The 24,425-nt window shown below is 59.2% G+C and carries 26 protein-coding genes, 2 tRNA genes and 1 pseudogene; 14 read left to right on the top strand and 15 right to left on the bottom strand.

The window, feature by feature from the left end; genetic code table 11:
- The first annotated feature begins 189 nt into the window (after window positions 1–189).
- A complete protein-coding gene (gene istA, locus M516_RS0114915) occupies window positions 190–1,431 on the top strand; it encodes an IS21 family transposase (RefSeq protein WP_029099836.1) in 1,242 nt (413 codons plus the stop codon).
- Window positions 1,431–2,209, top strand: a pseudogene (gene istB / locus M516_RS23565) (IS21-like element helper ATPase IstB). The gene istA and the pseudogene istB overlap by 1 nt, the downstream one beginning before the upstream one ends.
- Before the next feature lie 39 nt (window positions 2,210–2,248).
- On the opposite strand, the gene M516_RS25225 reads toward istB, so the two are convergent.
- The 4 genes from M516_RS25225 to M516_RS0114895 form a co-directional block, all read right to left on the bottom strand.
- Window positions 2,249–2,578: a hypothetical protein gene (locus tag M516_RS25225; protein WP_152523403.1), complete on the bottom strand. Its 330-nt coding sequence runs from the start codon at window positions 2,576–2,578 to the stop codon at window positions 2,249–2,251.
- Window positions 2,579–2,598: 20 nt separating this feature from the next.
- Window positions 2,599–2,674, bottom strand: a tRNA-Val gene (locus M516_RS0114905).
- A gap of 32 nt (window positions 2,675–2,706) precedes the next feature.
- Window positions 2,707–2,783, bottom strand: a tRNA-Ile gene (locus M516_RS0114900).
- A gap of 242 nt (window positions 2,784–3,025) precedes the next feature.
- On the bottom strand, window positions 3,026–3,586 hold the full coding sequence (locus M516_RS0114895) for a phosphatidylglycerophosphatase A family protein (protein WP_029099835.1): 561 nt from the start codon (window positions 3,584–3,586) through the stop codon (window positions 3,026–3,028).
- Between the two features lie 674 nt (window positions 3,587–4,260).
- Here M516_RS0114895 and M516_RS0114890 point away from each other — a divergent pair.
- Window positions 4,261–4,965 carry an alpha/beta hydrolase gene (locus tag M516_RS0114890; RefSeq protein WP_029099834.1) on the top strand — a complete coding sequence of 235 codons (705 nt, stop codon included), beginning with the start codon at window positions 4,261–4,263 and terminating at the stop codon, window positions 4,963–4,965.
- A gap of 2 nt (window positions 4,966–4,967) precedes the next feature.
- Here the strand turns inward: M516_RS0114890 and M516_RS25650 are convergent, their stop codons facing one another.
- On the bottom strand, window positions 4,968–5,126 hold the full coding sequence (locus M516_RS25650; RefSeq protein ID WP_193746980.1) for a hypothetical protein: 159 nt from the start codon (window positions 5,124–5,126) through the stop codon (window positions 4,968–4,970).
- Between the two features lie 150 nt (window positions 5,127–5,276).
- On the opposite strand from M516_RS25650, the gene M516_RS0114880 reads away from it, so the two are divergent.
- The gene (locus tag M516_RS0114880; protein WP_029099833.1) at window positions 5,277–5,786 is read left to right on the top strand and encodes a 2'-5' RNA ligase family protein; all 510 of its coding nucleotides are present in this window, start codon (window positions 5,277–5,279) and stop codon (window positions 5,784–5,786) included.
- Between the two features lie 105 nt (window positions 5,787–5,891).
- Window positions 5,892–6,347 carry a GNAT family N-acetyltransferase gene (locus M516_RS0114875; RefSeq protein ID WP_029099832.1) on the top strand — a complete coding sequence of 152 codons (456 nt, stop codon included), beginning with the start codon at window positions 5,892–5,894 and terminating at the stop codon, window positions 6,345–6,347.
- Between the two features lie 382 nt (window positions 6,348–6,729).
- Here the strand turns inward: M516_RS0114875 and M516_RS0114865 are convergent, their stop codons facing one another.
- Entirely contained in the window at window positions 6,730–7,572 is an 843-nt protein-coding gene (locus tag M516_RS0114865; protein ID WP_035290004.1) for a PHP domain-containing protein, read from the bottom strand.
- Between the two features lie 108 nt (window positions 7,573–7,680).
- Between M516_RS0114865 and M516_RS0114860 the strand changes: the two genes are divergently transcribed.
- A complete protein-coding gene (locus M516_RS0114860) occupies window positions 7,681–8,043 on the top strand; it encodes a hypothetical protein (RefSeq protein WP_029099830.1) in 363 nt (120 codons plus the stop codon).
- Here the strand turns inward: M516_RS0114860 and M516_RS0114855 are convergent.
- Both M516_RS0114855 and M516_RS0114850 read right to left on the bottom strand, forming a co-directional pair.
- Entirely contained in the window at window positions 8,034–8,930 is an 897-nt protein-coding gene (locus M516_RS0114855; protein ID WP_051188234.1) for an MBL fold metallo-hydrolase, read from the bottom strand. The two genes, M516_RS0114860 and M516_RS0114855, sit on opposite strands and share 10 nt — an antisense overlap.
- A gap of 49 nt (window positions 8,931–8,979) precedes the next feature.
- A complete protein-coding gene (locus M516_RS0114850; protein WP_029099828.1) occupies window positions 8,980–9,615 on the bottom strand; it encodes a YitT family protein in 636 nt (211 codons plus the stop codon).
- A 265-nt stretch (window positions 9,616–9,880) separates the two neighbouring features.
- Here M516_RS0114850 and M516_RS0114845 point away from each other — a divergent pair, with 265 nt between their 5' ends.
- Together M516_RS0114845 and M516_RS0114840 are read left to right on the top strand one after the other, a co-directional pair.
- Window positions 9,881–11,248, top strand: coding sequence for a hemolysin family protein (locus M516_RS0114845; protein ID WP_029099827.1), 1,368 nt, complete (start codon window positions 9,881–9,883; stop codon window positions 11,246–11,248).
- A gap of 182 nt (window positions 11,249–11,430) precedes the next feature.
- Window positions 11,431–13,803 (top strand): UvrD-helicase domain-containing protein, encoded by a 2,373-nt coding sequence (locus M516_RS0114840; protein ID WP_029099826.1) that lies wholly within the window; start codon window positions 11,431–11,433, stop codon window positions 13,801–13,803.
- A gap of 158 nt (window positions 13,804–13,961) precedes the next feature.
- Here the strand turns inward: M516_RS0114840 and M516_RS23560 are convergent, their stop codons facing one another.
- The 4 genes from M516_RS23560 to M516_RS0114820 form a co-directional block, all read right to left on the bottom strand.
- Complete coding sequence (locus M516_RS23560; RefSeq protein WP_035289908.1) at window positions 13,962–15,197, bottom strand: MFS transporter; 1,236 nt, start codon at window positions 15,195–15,197, stop codon at window positions 13,962–13,964.
- Between the two features lie 135 nt (window positions 15,198–15,332).
- Window positions 15,333–16,106: an enoyl-ACP reductase FabI gene (gene fabI / locus M516_RS0114830; RefSeq protein WP_029099825.1), complete on the bottom strand. Its 774-nt coding sequence runs from the start codon at window positions 16,104–16,106 to the stop codon at window positions 15,333–15,335.
- Window positions 16,107–16,212: 106 nt separating this feature from the next.
- Complete coding sequence (locus M516_RS25645; protein WP_156110356.1) at window positions 16,213–16,380, bottom strand: hypothetical protein; 168 nt, start codon at window positions 16,378–16,380, stop codon at window positions 16,213–16,215.
- A 71-nt stretch (window positions 16,381–16,451) separates the two neighbouring features.
- Window positions 16,452–17,174 carry a ZIP family metal transporter gene (locus tag M516_RS0114820; RefSeq protein ID WP_029099824.1) on the bottom strand — a complete coding sequence of 241 codons (723 nt, stop codon included), beginning with the start codon at window positions 17,172–17,174 and terminating at the stop codon, window positions 16,452–16,454.
- Window positions 17,175–17,489: 315 nt separating this feature from the next.
- Here M516_RS0114820 and M516_RS0114815 point away from each other — a divergent pair, with 315 nt between their 5' ends.
- A complete protein-coding gene (locus M516_RS0114815) occupies window positions 17,490–18,107 on the top strand; it encodes a MerR family transcriptional regulator (protein WP_029099823.1) in 618 nt (205 codons plus the stop codon).
- Between the two features lie 167 nt (window positions 18,108–18,274).
- Here M516_RS0114815 and M516_RS0114810 read toward each other — a convergent pair whose 3' ends face one another.
- Window positions 18,275–18,958, bottom strand: a complete 684-nt coding sequence (locus tag M516_RS0114810; RefSeq protein ID WP_029099822.1) for a TerC family protein — start codon at window positions 18,956–18,958, stop codon at window positions 18,275–18,277.
- 129 nt (window positions 18,959–19,087) lie between these two features.
- Here M516_RS0114810 and M516_RS0114805 point away from each other — a divergent pair, with 129 nt between their 5' ends.
- From M516_RS0114805 to M516_RS0114785, 5 genes are all read left to right on the top strand, one after another.
- Entirely contained in the window at window positions 19,088–19,609 is a 522-nt protein-coding gene (locus M516_RS0114805) for a hypothetical protein (RefSeq protein ID WP_029099821.1), read from the top strand.
- Between the two features lie 153 nt (window positions 19,610–19,762).
- Entirely contained in the window at window positions 19,763–21,190 is a 1,428-nt protein-coding gene (pdxR, locus tag M516_RS0114800) for a MocR-like pyridoxine biosynthesis transcription factor PdxR (protein WP_029099820.1), read from the top strand.
- Window positions 21,187–21,921, top strand: coding sequence for an AzlC family ABC transporter permease (locus M516_RS0114795; RefSeq protein ID WP_029099819.1), 735 nt, complete (start codon window positions 21,187–21,189; stop codon window positions 21,919–21,921). The genes pdxR and M516_RS0114795 overlap by 4 nt, the downstream gene beginning before the upstream one ends.
- The gene (locus tag M516_RS0114790) at window positions 21,918–22,238 is read left to right on the top strand and encodes an AzlD domain-containing protein (RefSeq protein ID WP_029099818.1); all 321 of its coding nucleotides are present in this window, start codon (window positions 21,918–21,920) and stop codon (window positions 22,236–22,238) included. Before M516_RS0114795 ends, M516_RS0114790 begins: the two co-directional genes overlap by 4 nt.
- 90 nt (window positions 22,239–22,328) lie before the next feature.
- Window positions 22,329–22,808, top strand: coding sequence for a chemotaxis protein CheW (locus M516_RS0114785; RefSeq protein ID WP_029099817.1), 480 nt, complete (start codon window positions 22,329–22,331; stop codon window positions 22,806–22,808).
- Between the two features lie 173 nt (window positions 22,809–22,981).
- Here the strand turns inward: M516_RS0114785 and M516_RS0114780 are convergent, their stop codons facing one another.
- The gene (locus M516_RS0114780; protein WP_029099816.1) at window positions 22,982–23,650 is read right to left on the bottom strand and encodes a hypothetical protein; all 669 of its coding nucleotides are present in this window, start codon (window positions 23,648–23,650) and stop codon (window positions 22,982–22,984) included.
- 73 nt (window positions 23,651–23,723) lie between these two features.
- Window positions 23,724–24,320 (bottom strand): RNA 2',3'-cyclic phosphodiesterase, encoded by a 597-nt coding sequence (gene thpR, locus M516_RS0114775; protein ID WP_029099815.1) that lies wholly within the window; start codon window positions 24,318–24,320, stop codon window positions 23,724–23,726.
- Window positions 24,321–24,425 lie beyond the last annotated feature (105 nt).

Below are 24,425 nucleotides of genomic sequence, written 5' to 3'. Positions count from 1 at the left end.
CAGAGCTTGAATGTTTCATATTACCGCACAAGTACCAACTCTCAGGATGAAGAAATGCAGATCGCAGCTGCTCATTCGTTGATGCAGATAATGGGACTATTGTGAAGATCAGCGATAAAATCCCCAATAGAATCGGTTGAAAATTCCCCACTTTCATCGCAAACTCTCTCCTTGGAGGAGAGAGAAATCATGGTAAAGAATGGGGAGTTTTACATGATTCACGAGATGAGAAAACGTGGCATGAGTATTACTCGGATCGCGCAGGAAATGGGGAGGGATCGAAAAACCATTCGTAAGTGGCTAAACAAGAAGGAACCTGAATCCTATCAGCGAAAGGTCATTCGTCTCAGCAAGTTGGATCCTTTCAAGGACTACGTTCGTCGCCGAATGGAGGACGGTTGCCTGAATGCCAGAGTCATTCTGGAAGAAATCAAGGCCAAAGGGTATACCGGCGGGATTACCACTCTTCGTGTCTTCATGAAACCTTTCCGGCCTGCCGTCATCAGTAAAACCACTGTCCGATTCGAGACAGACCCCGGATACCAGTCCCAGGTAGACTGGGGACGGTTTACGGTAGACTGGCACGGCAAACCAAAACGGCTCTATGCGTTTGTCATGGTCCTCAGCTATTCCCGCATGATGTATCTGGAGTTCACCGAAGACGAGAAGTTAGACACGCTTATCAACTGCCACCAGCGGGCTTTTGAATATTTGGGAGGGTGTACGGAGGTAATACTGTACGACAACATGAAGACAGTCGTGAAAGACAGAGATGAACAGGGCCATCCCATCTGGAATGAGCGTTTTTCCCGATTTGCCAGCCACCACGGCTTCCTTCTCACGAGTTGCCGTCCCTATCGTGCCCGTACCAAAGGAAAGGTCGAAAACGGGATTGGTTATGTTCGCAAGAACTTTTGGCCGCGAGTTCGGGAATTCAAGGGAGTAGACGATCTGAATCGTCAAGCTCGTGAGTGGCTAAATCAAGTGGCCAACGTGAGGATTCATGGAACCACGCACGTCAGGCCGGTTGACCGCTGGCATGAGGAAAAGCTGAAACCCATGAACCCAACGCCGTTTGCGGTCGTCGACCGTCATGCTCGGAAGGTATCAGCCGACTGCCTGGTATCGTTTGAGGCCAACCGTTACTCCGTTCCCTTCCGTTTTATGGGTCACATCGTACATGTCCAAGACGACAAGAACGGACGCATCCGGATTTACAGTGGAGACATCCTCATCGCTGAACATCCCAAGGCCGTCCAAAAAGGGCAGCTGGTCATCAACAAAAAGCACTTCGAAGGACTGCGCCCAACCGGTCAACATCGAGTTCCTGCCCCAATGCCCAAACTTGTTGACCGACCAGCCCCTGAAGTGCTGGAACGAAACTTATCCGTGTATGAACAATTCCTCGACGAGGCGGTGAGGCTCCAATGATTGGGCTGCAAGAACGTCTTGAGGATGCCTTCCACCAATTCGGATGGACTCGCATTCCCGAGGTGCTTCACCACCACGCCGAAGAAGCTTCCAAACACAATATATCGTATCTGGAATTTCTGGACAAGCTGTTACAAGAAGAACTGGCGGCGAAATGGGATCGATATGTCCGAACCCGGACACGCCTGGCCAATTTACCCTTTCACAAGACCTTGGACCAATTTGACTTTCGGTTTCAACCATCCATCGATGAACGGCGAATCCGGGATCTGGGACCCTTCGGTTTATCGAGCACCAGGAGAATCTCATTTTCCTCGGCCCGCCCGGTGTGGGGAAAACACATTTGGCCGTTGCACTGGCTTTGGAGGCGATTAAGCAGCGGTATACCGTGTACTTTACAACCGCCCATGACCTGGTCCAAACGCTTCAGCAGGCCGACCATAACCATACGATCAAACAGAAAATTCGCATGTACACCAAGCCTCGTCTCTTGATCATCGATGAGATCGGCTATCGTAAGATGGACGAACCGGCAGCCCATTTCTTCTTCCAAATCATCTCCGAACGATACGAGACCGGCTCCATCATCCTAACTTCCAACAAGTCGTATGGTTCGTGGGGAGAGATCTTCGGGGACTCTGTACTGGCCACAGCCATCCTGGATCGTTTACTGTATCATTCCACCACAATCAATATCAAAGGGGAAAGTTACCGCATCAAGGAAAAGAAAAAGGCGGGTTTCTTCCGACCAGAAGGGCATGAAGACCCAAAGGAGTAGTTCATGTTTCCGCCCCCTAAGGGGCGTATAATAATTCTCTTACTGGGGAATTTTCGATTGATTTTTTTGAGGAGCTTTCTTTTGATCTTGACACCCTAGCATGCAGAAGGAAACAGCAAAGCAATTTGGTAGGATGTTGGTCGGTGGCACAAACAGTAACAACAGCTCAATCGAAAATGCAAAATAGACCGTATCTTCAATCAAAGAAGAACGGTCTATTTTTATGCTCAAAAACAACTTCAGCAACGCTGATTGACTACAATTGACCACAAGATGAATCTTGACCAATTCTTGACCAGAAGGGGTGTTTTGCTGGTTTACCCTGTTCAACCAGTCACCATCAAAATTAAAAAACCCTTGATTTCTCAAGGGTTTCAGCTACTTATGTATGGTGATCCGGACTGGGTTCGAACCAGCGACCCCCACCCTGTCAAGATGGTGCTCTCCCAACTGAGCTACCGGATCATGTCGTATGTACTTCGCAAACACCTGTCACATGGTGGGCCCTGTAGGACTCGAACCTACGACCAATCGGTTATGAGCCGACCGCTCTGACCAACTGAGCTAAGGGCCCGAATCGTACCGGACGCCGATCACATGATTTAATATACCGGATTTTCTTTTCGATTTCAAGAGGAAAAATCAAAATTCCAGTAAAAAATTTTACCGACATAGAAAGAACCATTCTCTGCCTTACCACACGCGCAAGAGAATGGCCCTGTTCTCGCTTAGTTTCCGGTAATTCTTCTGCTGCATCTCTATCCACATGTAACCGTATTTTGCGAAAGCTGTCCCGGGAGCCGTCCGCTCCCTTTTTCACCCCGCCTGATCCGCCTTCTTCTCCTCAATCCGGATCTCCGCCTGCTCCGCCTGCTGTTCCTGTTCGTCGCGCAGGCGGTGGGCCATGCGGCTGGAGGCGTTGGCGGCGATGCTGGCGACGAGGTCGTCCAGGAAGGTGTGGACGCGTCCGGAGCGCTTGGTGTCCAGGCGTTTGATGACGCCGACCTTGTGTTTGTCCAGGTGGCCAAAGGTGGTGACGGCGATGCTCCCGTAGCCGAACACAGAGCCGAGCGCCAGGGTTTCGTCGCAGCCGAACAGGCCTTCGTCCGTCGCGATGAGGGTTTGAAGCGGCTCGGACAGCATGCCTTTTTCCGCCAATGTATCCAATTCCACGCCGACGAGGATGGCGTGCTGCATTTCCCTCTTTTCCAAAACGGCTTTTACGCTCTCAATGCAGGGTTCCATGGTCAGGTCGGGATGGTACGGCGACTGCATCAGATAGACGATTTCGGCGATATCCTCCACCGTGACGCCGCGTTCCGCCAGGCGCGTCAGGGCGGCATTTCTGACTTCGCTGCTGTGTACGTGCTTCTTCATTGAGACAACCCCTTCCACCATTGAGTGAAGTCATTCCCTATCATAGTATCATACGATGGCGGAATTGCGACAATCTTTCGGCCGGCGGGGTGTCCGTCCGAGGGAGGAGCTACATGGTGGTAAATGTGGCGAGATGGGTCAAGGCTTATGGTAATCGAGGCAAGGGCAAAGACTGAAGCAAGCGTAAAGAAACGAAACAAGGGTAAAGATCGAAGCAGGGGCAATGATCGAAGCAAGGACAAAGCTCGAAGCAAGGTCAATGATCGAAGCAAGGTCAATGATCGAAGCAAGGACAATTGACCGAAACAGGGGCAATAATCGAAGCAGAGACAATGATCGAAGCAGGGGCAATGATCGAAGCAAGGACTAAGATCGAAACATAGCTATAAATCGAAACAGAGACCGAGATCGAAGCAGGGACAGAATTCGAAGCAAAGGCAGTGATCGAAACGGAGCAAAGATCGAAGCAAGGGTAAAGCTCCGAAACAAGATCACCGATCAAACCAAAGCCAACCTATCCAAGCACGGACACTCAAGTCACGAACAAATTCATGATAAAACCAGTTCCACAATCGCGCCATACGCCCGACTTGCCTGCCAACTAATGACCGGTTTCCCCCCACCCCCTCCCCTCCGGTATAATGAAACCAGCACACCCAAAGGAGGATATCCCTGTGCCGCTGAATGAAATCACGCTGACGAGCATTTGCCTGGGAACCACGGAACGGCTCCTGATCTACACCCCTGAGCGGTACTCCCCGCTCTACTCCTATCCCGTCCTGTACGTGCAGGACGGCGAGGACTACCTGTCGCTGGGCCGGCTGGCGACGCTTCTGGAACAGCTCCACCGGGAGAAAGAGATCCCGGACCTGCTCGCCGTCTTCCTGCCGGTGGACAAGGCCCGGCGGTACGCGCGCTACCATCCGGACGGCGACGAACATCTGGCCTACCGGCGCTATTTGGCCGTCGAGGCGGTCGGGTACGTGGACCGTCACTACTCCACCCATCCGCTGGGGCAGGCGCGGACGCTGCTGGGCGAGTCGTTGGGCGGCGTCGTGTCGCTGTTTACGGCGCTGGCGTATCCGCACACGTTTGGCCAGGTGGCCTGCCAGTCGGCGGCGATGGACGAGGCGCTGAACCGGCGTGTCGCGGCGACGGATCTGCCTGCTTCCCTGCACGTCTACCTGGAAGTGGGGACGGCCGAAACGGCGGTGGAGACGTCGCGCGGGACGCTCAACCTGCTCGCGGCCAACGAACGGCTGCGCGCCATCCTGGAAACAAAAGGGGTCACCCTGGCTTACGAGACCTTTGCGGGTGACCACACGTGGGGATATTGGCAGGCCAACCTGCCGCGCATGCTGCGTGCGCTGTTTGGGTAAACTTACCGTGGTCGTTCTTCCCGCGTGCCGTCTTCCTTTCCCGGCGAGACGAGCGCCTCTTCGAATTCCGCTTTGCGGATGACCGTAATGATTGTAAAGGTAAGCAGCGCCAGCAGAAAAAGGACGAGGAACATAAAGGTAATCATCATGGCTGTTTTCACGATGGATTGAACACCTCCCTGCTGTTAACAGTCTGTCCCGTCGCGGGAGGAATATACGGGTTGACGCATAACATTACACAAATGGAGAATTTTCTGTTAAAATAATTGGATATGATGGCATGTTCAAACGTGAAGAAGGAGGGGTTCCATATGAAATACAGTATCGTCGTATTCCCATCCAGCAAGGTGCAAGAAGTGGCCAACTCATACCGAAAGCGCTACGACCCGACCTACGCTTTGATCCCGCCGTATATCCGCCTGAAAGAGGCTTTTGACCTGGAAGACGATCGTCTGCCCGAACTGGTGAGCCACCTCGAGCAGGTAGCCCAATCGACGGAAAGCTTTACGGCTCATTTCCACCGCATCTCGTCGTTCCACCCGACCAGCAACGTGATCTACATTGCCGTGCAGAACAAGGAGCCGTTTGTGGCCCTGCACGAAAAGATTGTAAACAAGTGCGTCAATACCCCGGAAACGTACGCCTACGTGCCCCATCTGACCATCGGTCGCGATCTGTCCAACGACGAGCTGCGCGACGTGACCAGCCAACTGAGCATGGTCAAGATCGACCTGACCTCGGAGATTGACCGCTTCCACTTGATTTACCAGTTGGAGGACGGCATCTGGAGCGTGTATCAAACCTTCCTGCTGAAAAAGTAACCACGCGGACATACCGCGCGGACGAATGCAAGCGGACTCCGTTCGAAAACCCCTTCACGGCTAGCGGGGAGGGAACTTCTGTGCAGAGCGAAAGGAAGCGTGACGATGAATCAGGTGTACCAAATCGAGACTGTCCAGTCTGACAAGCAGATGAACGATGCCCTGTCGGTGCGGCGGGCCGTGTTTATCGAGGAACAGCAGGTGCCGGAAGAGCTGGAGATTGACGAACATGACCGGCCGGACACAGGGACCGTTCACTTCGTCGCCTACGCGGGGGAAACGCCCGTCGGGGCAAGCCGTTTGCGTCCGTACGCTCCCGGTGTGGGCAAAGTGGAGCGGGTCGCCGTGTTGAAAAGCGAGCGCGGCACCGGCCTGGGCCGGGAGCTGATGCTGGCCATGGAGGAAACCGCCCGCCGTCTCGGCTACCACAGCCTCAAGCTGAACGCCCAGACCCACGCCCAACGCTTTTATGAGAAGCTCGGCTACCAACCGCACGGTGACGTGTTCGACGAAGCCGGCATTGAGCACATCGCCATGGAAAAGAAACTGGATACAAACTAAGTACGCCAACAACCCCGCGGCCCTTACTGGACGCGGGGTTGTCCGTTTCCGAAACGTTCCAAAACATCCTCCGTACATACAAGTACGCCGTATGATCCGACGTGAACGAATCAAAAAAGGGGGATGGCCATGAAAACAGTCGTGTGGGCTGCGCTTGCCGTTCTGATCGCCGCCATTGTGGCCTGCTTTGCGCTGGACCGGTTTATGATCGCATACGGATTGATCTTTTTCCTCATGACCGTCCTGACTGCCATCGGGCAGGTGTACGGCATCGACAACCATCTGTATCTGGACAAAAAGGCACGGGAATACGACGAGAAAAAAACGAAGGTAAGGAGGCTGCCCGCGGGCTGCCTGATGGCTCGGGGCCTCTGCCCTCCTTTTACCGCTTCCGCTTCGCCGCAATTTCCCGCAGCCGCTCCACCGCGGACAGCGGTGCCGTGTGCGTGCCCAGCATGGCGTGAAACGGCTCTTCGCCGCGCCAGCCGTGGAAGTCGGAGCCGCCGGTCATGACCAGGCCGTGCTCCTCTGCCCAGGTGCGATACCGCTCCCGGTCGGCGGCGTCGTTGTCCGGGTGCCATACTTCGATGCCATCTAGGCCAAAGGCGATCAGTTCTCGCACCAGTTCATCGTCGTCGTACAGGCCGGGATGGGCGAGCACGGCGGCGCCGCCGGCTTCCTGGATCAGCGTGATCGCCTCCTGGGGCGAGATGCGCGGAGGGTTTACATAGGCCGCTCCTTCGCGGCCCAGGTACTTGGCAAACGCTTCGTCGATGGAGCCGACCACGCCCAGTTCCATCAGCTCTTCGGCGATGTGGGGGCGGCCGATGTTTTTGTCCTCCCCCTTCTTGCGCCGGTAGACGCTCTCCAGGGTGATCGGGATGCCCAGCTCGCGCAGGCGTGCGATCATCAGCTTGTTGCGCTCGTGCCGGGTCTCGCGCAGCCCGCGCAGCTTCTCCTGAAACGCCTCGTCGTCGTACGGGACGAAATAGCCGAGCACGTGGATATCCTGTCCGTTGGCGGCAGAGCTTATCTCCACGCCGGGGATGACCTCGAGGTTCAGCCCGGCTGCCGCTTCCAGCGCGGCGGGAAGCCCCGCGACGGTGTCGTGGTCGGTGATGGCGACGGCAGCCAGTCCGGCTTCCGCGGCCAGACGGACGTTTTCCGCAGGCTCGCAGGTGCCGTCGGATGCGCGTGTATGGGTATGCAGATCGGCTTGTTTCACGGGATGTTCCACTCCTTCATGATTCTCCTGTCTGTAAGTCTGAATCGCCGCCCCTCCACATATGATTAGGCAACACACAATTTTGAGTGGTAGCCAAGGAGGATGTCCATGCGGTTAAAAAGCAAAAACCTGACCGGTGTTGTACAGCCGCTGTCCTACGTCGACAAAATGCTCCGGCAGCAAGGGTTCCACCGCTCCGGCGGCGACAGCCCCCCCACCTACGATGTCGTCATCTACGACTCCGCCACCAGCACTTCGTATTTTCTCCGCATTCCGACCAACTACACCAGCACCACCACCGGCAAGGGAGAATTGACGGTCAAATTGGGCCACCCTTATCTGGAAGCGAAGTTTTACATGCACGCGACGGCCGAAGACAAGTTCGTGATTCCCAAAGAAATCCGCGAAGCCGCCGAGCACAAGCTGGCCGAAATCGCGGACTACCTGTCCCGTCCCGCCGCTCAGCCCTGACCGGTCCCTTTTCGGCTCCACAGCCATTGATTGGCGGCGAAGCGGTAGCTGACGCGCTCTTCCTTCATCAGTCCGATCAGGTAGCCCATCAGCGCGGTCCGGTACAGGACATAGCTCGTGGCGTTTTGAATGGAAATGTGCAAGCGTTCACACAGCAAGGCCAGCGTCTGTTCCAGCGTTTTCTCCTCTGCCAGGATCTCTTCAATTACGTCGTACAGGCGGCGGTGCCAGTGGATGTTTTTCGTCAGGATCGCTTCCGGGGAGGTGGTGTAGGGACCGTGGCCCGGCAGGTAGCCGCGGCAGCCGGACTCCAGCAGTTTCACCAGGCTGCGCAGGGTTTCATGCGCATCGACGAGAAACGGCAGCTTGTGCTTCTTCAGCGTTTCCTCGCCGAAAAAGCTGTCGGCGGCAAAGCAGATGCCGTCGCACACCAGGCCCACCTGCTGCCAGCTATGTCCCGGCAGGGAGATGACCTCAAAGCGGACGCCGTCGATGTCCAGCTCGCCTTCCGCCGGCAGGAGGCGGTCCACCCGGGAGGCTTCCGCCAGCAAAAACTTGTTGCACAGCTCTGCCAGCGGCTGGGCGCCCATCCCGAGGTAAATCGGCTCCAACAGCGGGTAGCGGATGATCGCCTCCTCCAGCGGCGGAGCGTATACGACCGCCTCCGGCCAGCAGGTGAGCAGGTAGGCATTGCCGCCGAAATGATCGGCATGGGCATGGGTCTGAACGATGGCAGCCAGCGGCTGGGGCATTGCCTCCAGCCCTTTTTTGATTTTTTTCGCGGTCTGTGCGTCCAATCCGGAATCGATCAGGATGGCGCCGCTTGTTCCCAGGACGAGGCCGATGTTGACGCTGCCGGGAAAGTAGCCGATCCGATCGGTAATCATTTCGGGCAAATGTGGTGCCACGCGCGTTCCCTCTTTTCTGGCTTTTTCCTTATTTTCTCCACGCGCGTCCCCCATCCCTGCCGATCGGCCCGATTACCACGTACGGCGCAGGCCGGCGGCGAATGCCGCTGAAGACATGGGTGCAGGACGCGACGGCGACGATGGTGATCAGGGAAAAGACGGTGCGTTCCCAGCCGATCGCCGGCAGCGAACCGGCGACGATCACTCCATCGATGCCGAGAATCAGGAGCGCCACAGGCTGTCCGTACCGCCTCGCCGCAAACTGGGCCAACAGGTCGGTGCCGCCTGTATTGGTCTTGTACGCCAGCATCAGCCCGATGCCGGAGCCGATCAGAGCGCCGCCCCAGACAGCCGAGGCGGGCGTCGACCAGGCATTCCAGGACCGGAGCGGCGAGAAGATGTCAACGAAAAAGGAAGAGATCAGCATGCCGTGAAAGCTGTGGGCAAACAGACTGCGGTCGAAGGCGAAGACGAGCGCGTAGACGGGCAGGCTGACCAGAATCATCACCAGCCCCGGGGGCACATGCAGGTAGTACGTGGCCAACAGCCCCAGGCCGATCATGCCCCCGTCCATCAGCTTGTGCGGAACGAGAAACAGGTTGACGCCCACGGCGACCAGCACGCTGCCCGCCAGGATTGCCACGCTTTTCTGCAGCCAGTACACACGCTTCTCCTCCCCGGACAGGGTTTCGCTTAACTGTATGTCAGAGCGGGTGCGGGTATGTATGGCAATTGTGCCGATGGGCCGGCACAAATCGGATGGTTTTGACTCTTCGCTTTTTCAACTGGTATACTATCCAGTAACAGGATGGGTGCGAATGTTGGCCATGGGGCGTTCGTACATGAAAAACGACAACCGACAATAACAAGTGGAGGTGAATTCTCCTGCTGTCGCAGAAGCGCAAGCGGATGCGAGAGGGGAGACGTTCTTGGAGAGTCCGATAGGTCCGATAGGGGAGATTGTGCTGAATCTGCTGCTCGTCGGCTTTCTGGTGTTCCTGAACGGCTTTTTTGTCGCAGCAGAATTCTCGCTGGTGAAAGTGCGCCAAACCCGTCTGGCCCAACTGGCAAGCGAGGGAAACAAGCGCGCCTCCTACGCGCAAAAGGTGACCCGCCAGTTGGACGCTTATCTGTCCGCGTGTCAGCTAGGCATCACGCTGGCATCGCTGGGACTGGGGTGGGTAGGTGAACCGGCCGTCGCCCATTTTGTCGAACCCGTTTTGGTATCTTTGAACCTGCCACAATCCCTGGCAACGCCCGTATCGCTGGCGATCGCCTTTGGGTTCATTACCTTCCTGCACATTGTCTTCGGGGAGCTGGCTCCCAAGTCGCTGGCGATCCAGAGAGCGGAAACCACGTCCCTCTGGACGGCGGCGCCGCTGATGTTCTTTTACAAGCTCAGCTATCCGCTGATCTGGATGCTGAACGGCACGGCCAACTTCTTCATCCGGCGGCTGGGCGTCGAGCCCGCGACGGAAAACGACTCCGCCCACACGGAAGAAGAGATTCGCCTGCTCGTCAACCAAAGCCACAAAAGCGGCCACATCGACCAGACCGAATTGGCGCTGGTGGACAACGTCTTTGCGTTTTCCGAACGTCTGGCCCGGGAAATCATGATTCCGCGGATTGACATGGTCTGCCTCTACGATGACAACACGTTTGAGGAGAACCTGGAAATCATGCGCCAGTCGAGACACTCCCGGTTTCCGGTGGCCCACGAGGACAAGGACCGGCTGATCGGTTTTGTCCACACCTCGGATTTTTACCTGTCGGCTCTCACCTATGGGAAAGCGGAGCTGAAGGATTTTCTCCGCCCGCTTTTGACCGTGCCGGAGTCCATGGAAATCAGCCACGTGCTGCGGCTGATGCAGAAGCGCCGCTCGCAGATGGCGATCGTCATCGACGAGTACGGCGGCACCGCCGGGCTGATCACCATGGAAGACATTCTGGAAGAGATTGTGGGCGACATTCAGGACGAATTCGACGAACACGAACGTCCCGATATCGAAAGTTCCAACAACAACGAATGGTCCGTCTCGGGAAAGACGCTGCTCACCGAGCTGAACGACTATATCGCCGTGGAGATGCACTCCGATGAGGTAGACACGATTGCCGGCTGGCTCTACAGCCAGTTGAACGAGGAAGTGGCGGAAGGCAAGTCGGTCCGCTTCCAGGACTACCTCTTCACCATCACCGAGCTGGAAAACCACCGCATCACCCGGGTAGGCATCACTTACGTGGGCGAAAACGAACCGGTAGAGAACGAAGAGACCGTTCTTTTGCCCGCACAGTCATGACGTACCGATCCCACAAATGAACAGGCAAGTGTCCCCTGTCCGCAGGGGGCACTTCTTCTTTCCGGCTGCCGGCGGTACAACACCGGCAGCCCCCGTTCCCATCATCCGATGGACTCATCCGCAGGCGTGTCAAGGCGGCGACTCCGCCATTTCGCACGCCGCATTCCGTACGAGGTGTCGCAATGAAATTCGCGCAGCTAGACGACCAGGTCATCCTGCTTACGCCCGAGACTTACCCTCGCATACCCGCCTGGCGGATGGCCGCCCGCCAGGGGAAGGTGCGCTGTCCCACCTGCGGTTCGCCGCTCAGCCTGATGGCGGGGATCAGTGCGGAACCCCGCTTTCTCCATCCCGCGGACAGCGATTGTGCCTGGCAGGGGCGGGACGAGCCCCCGCCCGAGTGGCTCGCCGCGCGTCCGGAGCTGGCGGCCGCTGTCGCGGCTGCGGCCGATCCCGCGCCGCGTGACGCCAACCCGTGTCGGACGGACGCCGCCTCTCCAGTGGGAGATGACATCGACGGCGAATCCGTTCGGGTCGGCTCCTTTCGCCTGCCCAAACGGCGGCCGATCGGCGGCGGCAGCGTGACGCCCGCGCCGGAACCGCCGCTGTTTCGCAAACGGCTGATGCCGAAAACGCGCATCCAGCACCTGGCGGAACAGCGGGACGAACCGCTCCATCCCCGCCAGCGGCAGGCCGTCATGACCACGGACGGCCCCCTTCTCATCCTGGCCGGTGCGGGCAGCGGCAAGACGCGGGTGATGACGGCCCGGACCGCCCACCTGATCCGGGACAAAGGCGTCCCGCCCCGGCAGATCATGGTGGTCACCTTTACCACCAAGGCGGCGGACGAGATCCGGCAGCGGCTGGCCCGCCAGCTCCCCCGCGAGCAGGCGCGGGAGCTGATCGCCGGCACGTTCCACAGCATCTTTTACCGCATGCTGCTGTACCACCAGCCGGAACGCTGGGATCAGCGCCGCCTGCTGAAAAAAGACTGGCAAAAGTGGCGGCTGCTCAGGGAAAGCGGCGTGCTCGCCGAACATCCCGAGCTCCTGGGGCAAAAGGAACACGACGTTCTGGACGCGTTCGGCGTGATCAGCCGCTGGAAAAACGAGTACCTGCTGCCCGGCCAGACCGTCCGGCGGGAAGCGGCGAGCGACGCGGAACGGCAGGCAGGCGAGCTGTATCCGCTGTACGAGGAGGCCAAGCGAAAGCTCGGCTGGTTTGACTTTGACGACATGCTGATCGGCTGTTACGAGATGCTGCGGGACGAGACGGAGATCCTGCGCCGCTACCAGGAGCGGATCACGCATGTGATGATCGACGAGTTTCAGGACATCAACCGCATCCAGTACGAAACCGTCAAGCTGCTCGCCGCGCCGCAAAACAATCTGTGCGTCATCGGGGACGACGATCAGTCGATCTACGGATTTCGCGGCAGCGATCCGCAGTACATACTTGGCTTTACCCACGATTTTCCCCAGGCTCAAACGATTACGCTGGAAGTGAACTACCGCTCCCGCTCCGCCATCGTCGGGCTGGGCTACTCATTGATCGGCCACAATCGGGCGCGCTGGAAAAAAGACTGCCTTTCGTTTCACAGCGAGGAAGGGGAAACCTACCTGTTCGAGCCGGACGACGAGGAAGAACAGGCCTCCCGGATCGTGGACGAGATCTGCCACCGGATCGAGCAGGGGACCCCGCCCGGCGAGTGCGCCATCCTCTACCGCACCAGCGAGTCGGCCCGGCCGATCCTGGAGCGGCTGAGCGAAGCGGGCATCCCGTTTCACTACACGCAGGAGGAGGACTCCTTTTACCAGCGGCAGGCCGTTCGCTGGACGCTGGGCTATTTGCGGCTTGCGCTGGACCCGGACGATGCCGACGCGCTGAGGGAGATTCTCCCCACCCTCTACATCTCCCAGGAGATGTGGAACGCGGTACGCAGCCAGGCCATTCTGGAGGATCTGCCGGTCCTGCACGTGCTGCCCCGCCTGCCGCAGTGGAAAGTCTACCAGCGCAAGCACCTGCAAACCGTGGCCGACATCCTCGCTGCCTGCCGGGAATGTCCGCCCGCCCAGGCGCTGGAGCTGATTTACGAGGACGGCCGGCTGCGGGACTACCTGAAAAAGCGGGCCAAGGACCGGGACGACAGCCGGGAGCGCTGGAGCGACGAACTGCAGCAGCTTTTGGCCGCGGCCAGGCGGCACGCCACCGTCGCCGAGTTTTTGCGCCATGTGGAACGCATGGCGGAACGGGAAAAGGAGTGGCGCCATGAGCGGCCACTCCCGGAGGAAGGTGTTCACGTTCTCAGCATTCACCGGGCCAAAGGACTGGAATTCGACCACGTGTTCCTGCCCGACCTGGTGGAAGGCGCTCTCCCTCACGAGTACGCGCTGGACGCCGTGCGCAAGGGAGAGTCGTCCGCTCTGGAGGAAGAGAGGCGCCTCCTATACGTGGCCATCACGCGGGCCCGCCATTCCCTCGCGGTCGGCATCCCCCGCGAGCGGTTCGGCCGGAAAACCAGGCCCTCCCGGTTCATCGCCGAAATGGGCGGATAGCCGGTCCAGTCCCCCGCCCATGTACATCAGCCATTCTTCCATCGACGCAATGATTGGAAACACGACAAACGGCTCCCTTCCGTACGTTTGGTACTAGCGTGCGGAAATGGGGAGCCTTTTATGCGTGCGGGGGTGGGCCGAGGGAGTGCCGTGCTCCCTTACGCCCCCGCCCGTTCTGCCTGGTCCGGCGCGACCTCGGCGGACGGCTGTCGTTCCTTCACGAACAGGATGATGATTGCCCCCAGCATCGGCCCGACGGCCAAGGCCAGGAAGGCAAAAACATAGCTGTTGGTCGCATCCAGAACGGCCCCCACCGCCAGCGGCGAGATCAGCGACCCGAGCTGCCAGATGGTATTGACGAAGCCGGTGGCCGTTCCCACCATCTCCGGCGGCACCAGCTCGCCGATGAACGTGTTCATGATCGGGCTGTAGACAAAGGCGGCCACGCCCAGGACCGCCGCCGCCGCGTACAGCATCGCGACACTGGTGGTGGTGCCGAACCAGAGCAGCGCCGGGCCGAACAGGGCCAGGACGCTAAAGAGCAGGGTCCTGCGCTGCACCTTCAGCACGTCGGCCAGGATGCCGATGACCGGTTTGCACAGGAGCGCGGTCATGCCGTACAGCGACATGATCACGCCCGCTTCCACCAGCGAGAGGTTCAGCCCTTTGTTCAGGTAGGTGTTGGCCCAGGTAGCCGTTCCCCAGGTGGCCCACATGGCGCAGAAGCCGGAAAAGCCGGTGATCATCAGGTTGCGGTTTTGAAACAGGCGCCCCACGTTTTTCCAGAAGTCGGAATAGGATGGCGCCTGCGCACGCCGGGCGGCTGCCGGCGTGTTTTCCCGCAGGATCACATACCCCGCCGCCAGTCCGAACAGCGGCAGCAGCCCCGCCACCAGAAACGACGTCTGCCAGCCGTAGGCATTGGCCACAGCCGGGACAAACATGTTGACGACGGAGACCCCCAGCGAAGAGGCGGTCATGAAAAAGCCCATCGCCGTTCCCCGCCCTTTCGCCGGAAACCAGTCAAAAATCGCCCGGACACAGGCGGAAAAGACGGCGCCTGATCCCAGACCGGCCAGCACGCGCAGCGCGAAACCCGCCGCAAAATCGTGAATCAGGCCCATCGACGCAGTAAACACGCCCATGACAAAAAACGAGCTGAGCAGCACTTTCCGGTAGCCGAACCGGTCGGTCAAGAGTCCGCCCGGCAGTTGGGTGATCACGTACCCGATGTAAAAGGCGGTCATGTAGCTGCCCGCCTCCACCTTGCTCAGCCCCAGCTCCTTGGATGCGAGCGGGATGATCGGCGGCCAGGAAAGCCTGTCCACAAAGGAAAACAAAAACGCCATCCAGACGATGACGAGAACGCCCATCCGCCATCTTCGTTCGTTCACGCTGCTTCACTCCTCCAGGAAATTTGCTTCTTATTTGTATACAAAACATTCTGCCGCAGCCGTTCGGGCTGAGGAAAACGGGAAAACCCCTGCGTCCGGTCGAAAAAACCGGAGCAGGGGCTGTGTGTCTGCCGTTTATCGTGCCATGATGTTGTAGCCGGCATCGACGTGGATGATTTCGCCCGTGATGCCGCGGGAGAGATGGCTGAACAGGAAGAGCGCCGTGTCGCCCACCTCGGATTGGTCCACGGTGCGGCGGAGCGGTGCTTTTTCCTCGATTTCCTTCAGAATGCTGTTGAAGTTGCGCACTCCTTTTGCCGCCAGGGTGCGGATCGGTCCGGCGGAGATGGCGTTGACGCGGATGTTGTCTTTGCCGAGGTCGCTCGCCAGATAACGGACGCAGGCATCCAGCGCCGCTTTGGCGACACCCATGACGTTGTAGTTGGGAACGACGCGCTCGCCGCCCAGATAGGTCAGCGTGACGATGCTTCCGCCTTCGGTCATCAGCGGACGAGCGGCACGCGCCACCGCCACCAGCGAGTAGGCGCTGATGTCCTGAGCCAGCGCGTAGCCGTCGCGGGACGTGTTGACAAACTCGCCTTCCAGCTCTTCCGTCTTGGCAAAGGCGATGCAGTGGGCCACGCCGTGGATGACGCCCACTTTTTCCTTGATTTGGGCGAACGCGGCTTCCACTTCCTCATCCTTGGTCACGTCGCAGTTGATCAAAATCGGTTCGCCGCCGAGGCTTTGGGCCAGTTCCGCCACGTTTTCCCGCAGCCGCTCCCCCTGATAGGTAAAGATCAGGTTGGCCCCCGCCTTGTGCAGGGACTGGGCAATTCCCCAGGCAATACTGCGGTGGTTGGCCACGCCCATGATGACGATGTTCTTGCCTTGCATCCATGTATTCATTATGTATCGGCCCCTTTTCAACGTTTTTTCCCTGACATTATAACCGATCTTGTCCGCGGTTACGAGAGGCTGCCGGAAAAACGCGAAACGGGACCGCTGCCGCCGGTTATTCTCCCTGCTGCATCGCTTTCGCCAAATCGTCCGCCGGAGCGGCCGCCCTGTCGGAAAAGACCCAGGATTCTTCCACCGGATTGAGCGGCGTTCCGTTTGCCGGGAATTCCGCTTGCAGCTGCGCAGGTTCGTCGGCCGGCGTCAAGCCTTCCCTGTTCTCCATGGATGATCGCTCCCTTCCGTCCAGGCTTTGCTGCCCGCAATCATTCTTAGGCTGGCTTGGGAAGCGGCTGTTTATGCATGGACGTGACCGCCCGGAAGCCAGACGGTCGTGACGAGCAGGTACGCGAGCATCCCGGCAAAAAAGTACACCCCCAGGACCCGTCGTCCGTTCTGAATCAGCGGCACCAGATGGCTGGCCGAGACGTACAGGAAGACGCCGGTGGTGACGGCCACCACTACGGAAGACCATCCGTTCGGGAAAACCCGTTCCACGGCCCCTACGCTGAAAGCTCCCGCCAGCGTGGCCGCTCCCAGCGCGGCCGTACCCCAAAACGCTTTCCACTGCGAGCGTGTCGCCGCCAGCACCAGCGAAGCGACCGTCACTCCATCCGGCACCTTGTGCAGCACCATCGCCAGCAGGACGGAGAACCCGACGCCGTTGTCCAGGTGAAAGCTGGCGATAAGCGAGACGCCCTCCACGTACGCGTGCAGCAGAAATCCGGAGAGCAGGCCGATCAGGCTGGGGGAGCCCGCTTTCCGCTCCGACCGGCCGATCAGCTCCAGCGCGAACAGCAGGGCAAACCCGAGCATCACAAACGGCATGGCCCGCTCGCTTCCCCCTTCCAATGTATGGGGAAGCAGGTCCAGCAGCGTTATCGCCAATAACAGCCCGCCGCCGACGCTGACCATGGCGTACAGCGTCTCTTCCGACCAGGCGCGCAGGCACAAGAGAAGCCCGCCGATGCTGCTTGCGGCGGCTGCCGCCGCCAGTATCACGATCAGATCCGGTTCCATGGCACGTCCCCTTTCCATCCGGGTGTCGGACGTGTGTCCCTTCCATTCTACGCGCCTGTCCCGGTCATTATGATCGTCCGTCGTCCCGCAGGCAAAACCGGCCGCTGCGGGTTCCCGGGGCAAAGCGGGGAGCCGTTCCGCACGGCCCCGCCCCTGCTTCCATGTCCGACGAACGCATGACAAAAACCGCCAACCTGTCCGAAAAGGCCGAAACGCGACTAGTTTTTAGAACCTTTGTCGATTCCCTTTTACCGGGAAAAATTGGTGCTATAATGAGGCCACGGGAATACCTGATGGGAAAAGGAGTGATTCGGGATGGATGTACAAGTGTGGATGGCTTCCAAGGAAGTGGCAGATCGGTTGGATGTTCACGTCCGGACGTTGCGAAACTGGCTGGAGATGTTCGTGCCGGCGCAGGAGCGGCAGAAAAATCCGCAGGGTCACTACCTGATCAGTGAGACAGGGTTTTCCTTGCTGAAAGAAGTCAAGCACCGCAAGGACGAAGGCAGCTACTCCCTGCGCGACATACAGCGGCAGTTGATTGAAGAAGGCAGAATCCCGGCGGACATGCTGGTCGATGAGGAAACGGCCGCCGCTCAGGAGCAGTTGGTCTCCGTGACCGGGCCAAAGGCAGCCGGCCTCCGCGAGATGGAGCTGACCGTGCAGGAGATGATGCTTCAGTTTCAGCATGAGCTGGCCCAACTGTCGTCATTGAACCAACTGCAGTCCACCATTTTGCAAAAAATCGCGGACATCGAGGAGATGCAGGAGTCGCTGCGTCTGGAGATGCGCCGCGTCACGTTTGAAATGGATCTCATGCAGCAGCGTCTGACCCGGCGAAAAGAGCGGTTCGAGCGGCATCAGCCCCGCTGGTCGCTCAATCCGTTCCGCTGGTTTACGCGTTCCGACCGGGGCGCCACCGCCGGGAACTAGCCGCATGCCCCTGGTTCCGTGCCGCGTCGTTTCCGAAATGACGGTCAGGCCGGACGGAGCGAATCCCCCACACCGGACAAGCCTGCCGCCAATTGCGCGGGCGGATGAGGCCGATTTCCGGGAAAGCCAAAAAAGCTGAGACCCTCGTCTCAGCTTTTTGGTTTGGCTTACGGCTGTTTCGCCGCTTTTTCCCCCTGGCTTCGCTTCTGCTGCAGTAGGCCGGCCAGGATCACCCCTGCCACGATGACCCCCTTGACCGTCTCATCCAGCCAGGTGTAGGCCTGCGCCAGTTCGGCGACCACCTCTTCCTGCAAAATCATCTTGGCCGCCGCCAAGGCGAGCACCCCCGCTCCTATGTAGACCAACCAGGAAAAGCGCTCCATCGCTTTCAGAATCAGTTGACTGCCGAAAATCATGATCGGGATGCTGATCAACAGGCCCAGAATGATCAGGGTCACATTGCCGTTGGCTGCGCCGGCGATCGCCAGCACGTTGTCCAGCCCCATCATCAGATCGGCGACCACAATCGTCCGGATCGCCTGGATCAGGCTCTCGCTGGAGTCGATGTGGGCTTCCCCGTCATCGTCCACCAGCAGCTTGTAGCTGATCCAGACCAGCAGGATGCCGCCCATCAGGTAGAGGTACGGAATCTGCAGCAGGTAAACGGCCAGCAGCGTGGCGACGATCCGGACGATGATGGCGAGCAGCGTCCCCCAGAGGATCGCTTTTTTGCGGTGTTCCCGCGAGAGCTTGCGGCAGGCGATCGCGATCACCACCGCGTTGTCGCCGCTCAGAACGATATTGATGGTAATAATAAGCAAGAGTGCGGAAAAAAACGCCGGATCCCACAAGGCCGACAACCCCCTGTCGAAATGAGTATGGTCTTCCACGCCGTATCGAAATCACCTTCATGCTATGCCTGTCCAGGGTTGTTGTCAACTTCCGATTTCAGTATGATGGTTACGAGGAGGGTTGTCGAAATGCCGAAACAATTCGTTATCGAAGCGATCATGCTGGCCATCTACGGGGAATTGATGGCACCGTCGCAACCGGTAGAGTATTTCATACCCGCGTCGACAATCTACGAATTGGACGAGTTTTACCATAGCCCGGAACCGATCATGCCGATCCCGGCCGACGATCAGCACGTACGCAAGGTCATGCAGGAAATGATCCAGTTTTTCTCCGACCCGTTTAACCGCAAGCGCATGGAAAAGGGCCTGATCGCTCCCTGGTCCATCGTGCCGTTTTCGTTTCCGAACGGCGTGACGCTTAACGTGGTCAAGGTGGACGACAACGCCATGTGGGGAGAACTGTTCGATCCGGTGGAAACCCAACTGCTGCTCACATCGATGCGCTTTGAGATACCGCTGATCACCGACCAGACGGATTACCAGGATCGGATTTTGGAATATGTTGTTCCCGTTCAGTTTTACGATGTAGACGACTTTGAATTTGCCTTGGAACAAGGCATCTCGTTGGACGAGCTGCGGGAGCCGTAAAACGGCTTCCTCCTTCTTTTTTCACGGACAGATCGGCAGGCTCTGGCCCAGCCCGTCTGTTGGCTTTTTATTGCCGGAAAATTGGCTCTTTTATTTTTTGCCGGGAGCCGGTATAGTGGAGAGCAAAGCACAGACAGAAAAAGAGGCAGCATCATGGGGCGAAAACCGATTTACACGCGCGTGTACAATCACCTGCGCTATCAAATTTTAAGCGGCGAATTGGCAATTGGCTCCCCTTTGCCGCCGGAGCGGAAGCTGGCCGAGCAGTTGGGCGTGAGCCGCAATACGGTGGTTCGGGCCTATGGCGAATTGGAAGCGGAAGGATTCATCGCCAGCCGGATGGGCAGCGGCCGGTACGTGGAAGCCCTCCCGCCCGCTCCGGGGATCAGGCGGATTGACTGGAACAGCCGACACGGTTACGAATCGCTGGCCGCCTCCCCGTCGCACATGGCGGACCTGCTGGGGGTCACCGACCGCTATCCGGATACCATCAACTTTGCCCACGGCGACGGGGGCAAGCACACCTTGGCCTCCTCCCGCTTTTCCGACTACGTGAAGGCGACGGCGGAAGAGCTGCCTTCGTATTACTTTACCTCGGTGCAGGGACTGCCCCACCTGCGGGAGCTGCTTGTGGAGTGGATGGGGATGGAACAGGTCTCGTCACCGGAGCAGGTGACGATTACCAGCGGCTCCCAGGAAGGCTTGTACCTGATCACCACGCTCCTGGCCCGGCCCGGCGACTGCATCGTCACGGAAATGCCCACCTATTTCGGCTCGCTGCAGCTCTTCCAGTCGCTCGGCCTGCAGATCGTGCCGGTGCCGCTGGATGCGGACGGCATGCGCATCGACGTCCTGGAAGGCGTGCTGGCCCGCTGCCGGCCGCGCTTTCTCTACACGGTGCCGACGTATCACAACCCGACCGGCCGGACGCTGTCGCTTGAACGGCGCAAGCGGCTCCTGGCGCTGAGCGAACGATACGGCGTCCCGATCGTCGAGGACGACGCCTACCGGCACCTGCATCTCGCGGAGGAACCGCCGCCGCCGTTGAAGGCGCTGGATGAGACCGGCAGCGTCATCTACCTGAACACGTTTTCCAAACTGCTGTTCCCCGGCCTGCGCATCGGCTGGGTGGCGGCCAGCCGGCCGTTTGTCCGCCTGCTGACCCGGCTGAAGGAACTGTCGATCACGACCAATACGCTGGGACAGTTGGCGGTGGCAGCCTTTCTCCGGGACGGCGCCCTGCTCCCTCACCTGGCGGACGCACGCCGCCAATACGCCGAGCAGGCGGCGATCATGGAACGCCACCTGGAACGGCTGCGGCCTCTCGGCATCCGCTGGGAGCGGCCGGCCGGCGGGTTTTATTTCTGGCTGTCCCTGCCCGAAGAGATCAACCCCCGCCGGCTGATGACGCTCTGCCGGGAACAGGGGGTTCTGCTCGCCTGCGGCGACATGTTTTTGCTGCGGGAGGCGGAACAGCCGTATATCCGGCTTTGCTTTACGCACGAACGGCCGGAGCAGATCGACAGGGGCATGGCCATCATCGCCCGTCTGCTGCACGACCGAAAGGAGCTGATGACATGAACACGAGTGAGACCGCAGCGTGGAAGCAGGGTGTGCTGGACGCCCTGCCGATCACGGCCAGCTACGTCTTGTTCGGCGCCATATTCGGCATGCTCTCCGGTCAGGCCGGCCTGGCCGCCTGGGAAAGCATGGCCATGTCGCTTTTCGTCTATTCGGGGGCGGCGCAGTTTGCGGCCAGCTCGATGATCGCCGAACACGCAGGCTTTTGGGCGATCATTCTGACTACCTGCCTGTTAAACGTGCGCCACTTTTTGATGGGCTTGTCGCTGTCTCCCTATTATCAGCGCTTTTCGCCCGCCCAGGTGAATGCGCTGGCTTTTCTGCTGACCGACGAGCAGTACGCCATTACCCTGAACCGTTTTCGCCGCTATCCGAGCGACACGTCGTACATCCTCGGGGTGGGCCTCTCGCTGTACATCGCCTGGGGCGCCGGCACCTGGCTGGGAACGGCGGCCGGCCAGTGGATACCGGACCCTGCCTCTCTGGGCCTTGGCTTCAGCTTTACCGCGATGTTTGTGGCGCTCGCGTACTACCAGTTGTCGTCCGTTGTCCGCATCCTGACGTTTTTGCTCTGCGGGGCGGCCGCCGTCGGGCTGACGTTCGTGCTCCCCAACGGGCTGCCCGTGCTGGTAGCGGGCCTGCTCGCCTTTGCCGTCGGCTATTTCCTGCCCGCGCCGGAACCGACCGAAACAACCCAACCGCAGAACGCCAAGGAGGTGGAGTCGACGTGAGCACCCATCCGCTCCTGCTCTATCTCGTGATGGCGGCGGCCACCTACCTGTCGCGCCGGGCGTTTCTCCGATTGCCCAGCCGCCACTTTTCCGTCCGGCTGAAGAACGGTCTCAGCTTTATTCCGCTTGGCATCTTTGCCTCGCTCATCTTTCCCTCCCTGTTCGTGGCCGAGGGACAACTGGCGGTGCAGCCGCTGTTTCTGATCGCCAGCGCGGTCTGTTTGGCCGTGATGGCGGTCAGCCGCAACGTCTTTATCAGCTTTGGCGTCAGCCTGGGGCTGGTCGTCCTCGTGTCGCTCGGCGTGATCCCGCTCTGAGAAAACCGGGAAAAAATGCCTACCCTCAGCGTTTGTCCATGGTACAATACGGGTAAAGAATGGTAAAGCGTTGTGGGAGGGACATGGAAGATGGAAACGGTACAACTACGGGACGGTACAGACTGGAAAGCGGAAGGCGATTCCGTCCAATCCATTTTGTTTCGCATGGGGGACGAAACCTACGGCCTGCCGATCTCGCTGGTGCGGGAGATTATCAAGCCGCTGCCGGTGACCCGCTTCCCCAAGTCACCGCCGTACGTGGAAGGCGTGATCGATCTGAGGGGACGGATTCTGCCGATCATCAACCTGCGGACGATGTTCGGTCTGGAGCCGCTGCCGCTGACGGAAGAGAGCCGGTTTATCGACCTGCAGTTGGAGGGGCTGAATGTGGGCATCGTTGTGGACGCCGTGTCGGAAGTGATCTACCTGTCCAGGCAGTTGATCGAACCGGCCCCCCCGATCGTGGCCGGAGTCGAGGGCAAATACTTGAGCGGCATCGCCCGGCTGGAGGACAAGCTGATCATGCTGCTGGACGCGGACGAAATTTTTGCGCAGTGGAAAAAGGATTGAAACCGAACAACGCCCCTGGTACCTGGAACGGGTACAGGGGCGTTTTCACTTTTGTCCGGATTGTTCGCTGAAAGCAGCACACATGCAAAACGCTCCGAGACAGACTTGACCGTCTTCCCATGGACATGTTGATCCCTTCCTGGAACGAACGGTGATCGGCGCGCGCTTCTCTGTTACTCCCGGCCGCCGCTGGCCAGATACGAGTAATTGACCCAGACCATCTCCTCAATCCCGAGAATTTCCTTGAACAGATCGACCGAGTCGTACAGCATCGAGGACCCGGTCTCCTCGTCCACTTCGGTCAGAAGCTGCAGGTCAAACAGCGAACGGATCTGCTGTACCTGCTTGTGGCCGACCAACCGGCTGAAACATTGGGGACGCACCCGGGTAATGCCTTTGCCCACTTCCCGTCGATACCGGTCGGATCGCACCACGCGATCCAGGATCTCCTCGTACTTCTGCCGGACGTCGTCGCTTTCGCCGATGCCTTCCTCAACATCCACGTGAGGAAACAGACGCCCAAACTCCGCTTCCGCCAGCTCCACGTCCAGCGAATAGCTGATCGTGGCCGAGGATACCTCGTACCCGCCGTCGAACAGCCGAAAGCCCCACCCATTCTCTTCGGAGTCGTGAAACCAGAGCAGCGGCACACAATGGCGGGACAACTGCAGGAGAAACTGCACGGTTTGATGCGTTTCCAGCCATTCGTCCCGCAGGAAAAAGGCGTTCCAGTCGTGATTGACGTTTCTGTGGAAGTAAGGCTGCCGCGATTTGGGCAGGGCGGTCAGCACTTTCGGTTCGTATTTGCGCGGATACAAAATCCCGGTCGTGAACTCACCCATCCGATTTCCACCGCTTTCTGGCAGGCTCCCCCTTCTTGGCGCAACGGTGCGAGCCATGGTTCTCCCTACCAGTTTATTCATCAGCCGCTTGTTTTTTGCCGTGATCTTTGCCAAACGTGCTGGTGTAAAGAACGGTGTGGACGGCGCCGCCTGGCCGCAGCTCCGACCGGAAGAGGTGCATCGAGGTGACCTGCCAGCGGGGCGGATGTTGAGCGAGAACGTCCTGATTCCATTCGGACAGCGGCAGCCCGCCATCCGCCGCGTGCGGGCCGCGCGCCAGCGTAATGTGGGGCCGGTACGGTTTGCGGTCGAACGAAACGCCGGGATGCAGCTCAAAGCGCTTGCCCAGGAGCAGGTGAAGCTGTTTCAGCCGGTCAGTCTGGCCGCCAAGCCCCAGCCACAGAACGCGCGGCCGCTCCGCGTCAGGAAAGGCGCCCAACCGGCCCGTCTGCAGCGAAAACGGCGGGATGATCGCGCTCACGATGTCCAGATCCTCGCGCAGGGCGGGCAGCCATTTCTCGTCCACGTCCCCGAGAAAGTGGAGGGTGAGGTGCAGGTTCGAAAGCGGCTGCCAGCGGTCGGCGGCAAGCTGCGAGCGCAGCCGCTGCTGGACGCCGGCGATGTACTGAACGGCGTTTTCCGGTAGATCCAATGCAACAAACAGACGCATGAACCAGTCGTGCCTCCTCGTTGTGTTGCGCCCGGCCGGCTGCGGTTGTCCGCTCCGGGCGCCGTCAAAAAATGGCTCCCCCAAGCCGGGGAGCCGCGGTGCGCA

The sequence above is a fragment of the Brevibacillus thermoruber 423 genome (assembly GCF_000454065.1).
Classification (GTDB): domain Bacteria; phylum Bacillota; class Bacilli; order Brevibacillales; family Brevibacillaceae; genus Brevibacillus; species Brevibacillus thermoruber.
The sequence above is the reverse complement of the archived record's forward strand: the minus strand, read 5'-3'. Positions and strand labels throughout refer to the sequence as shown.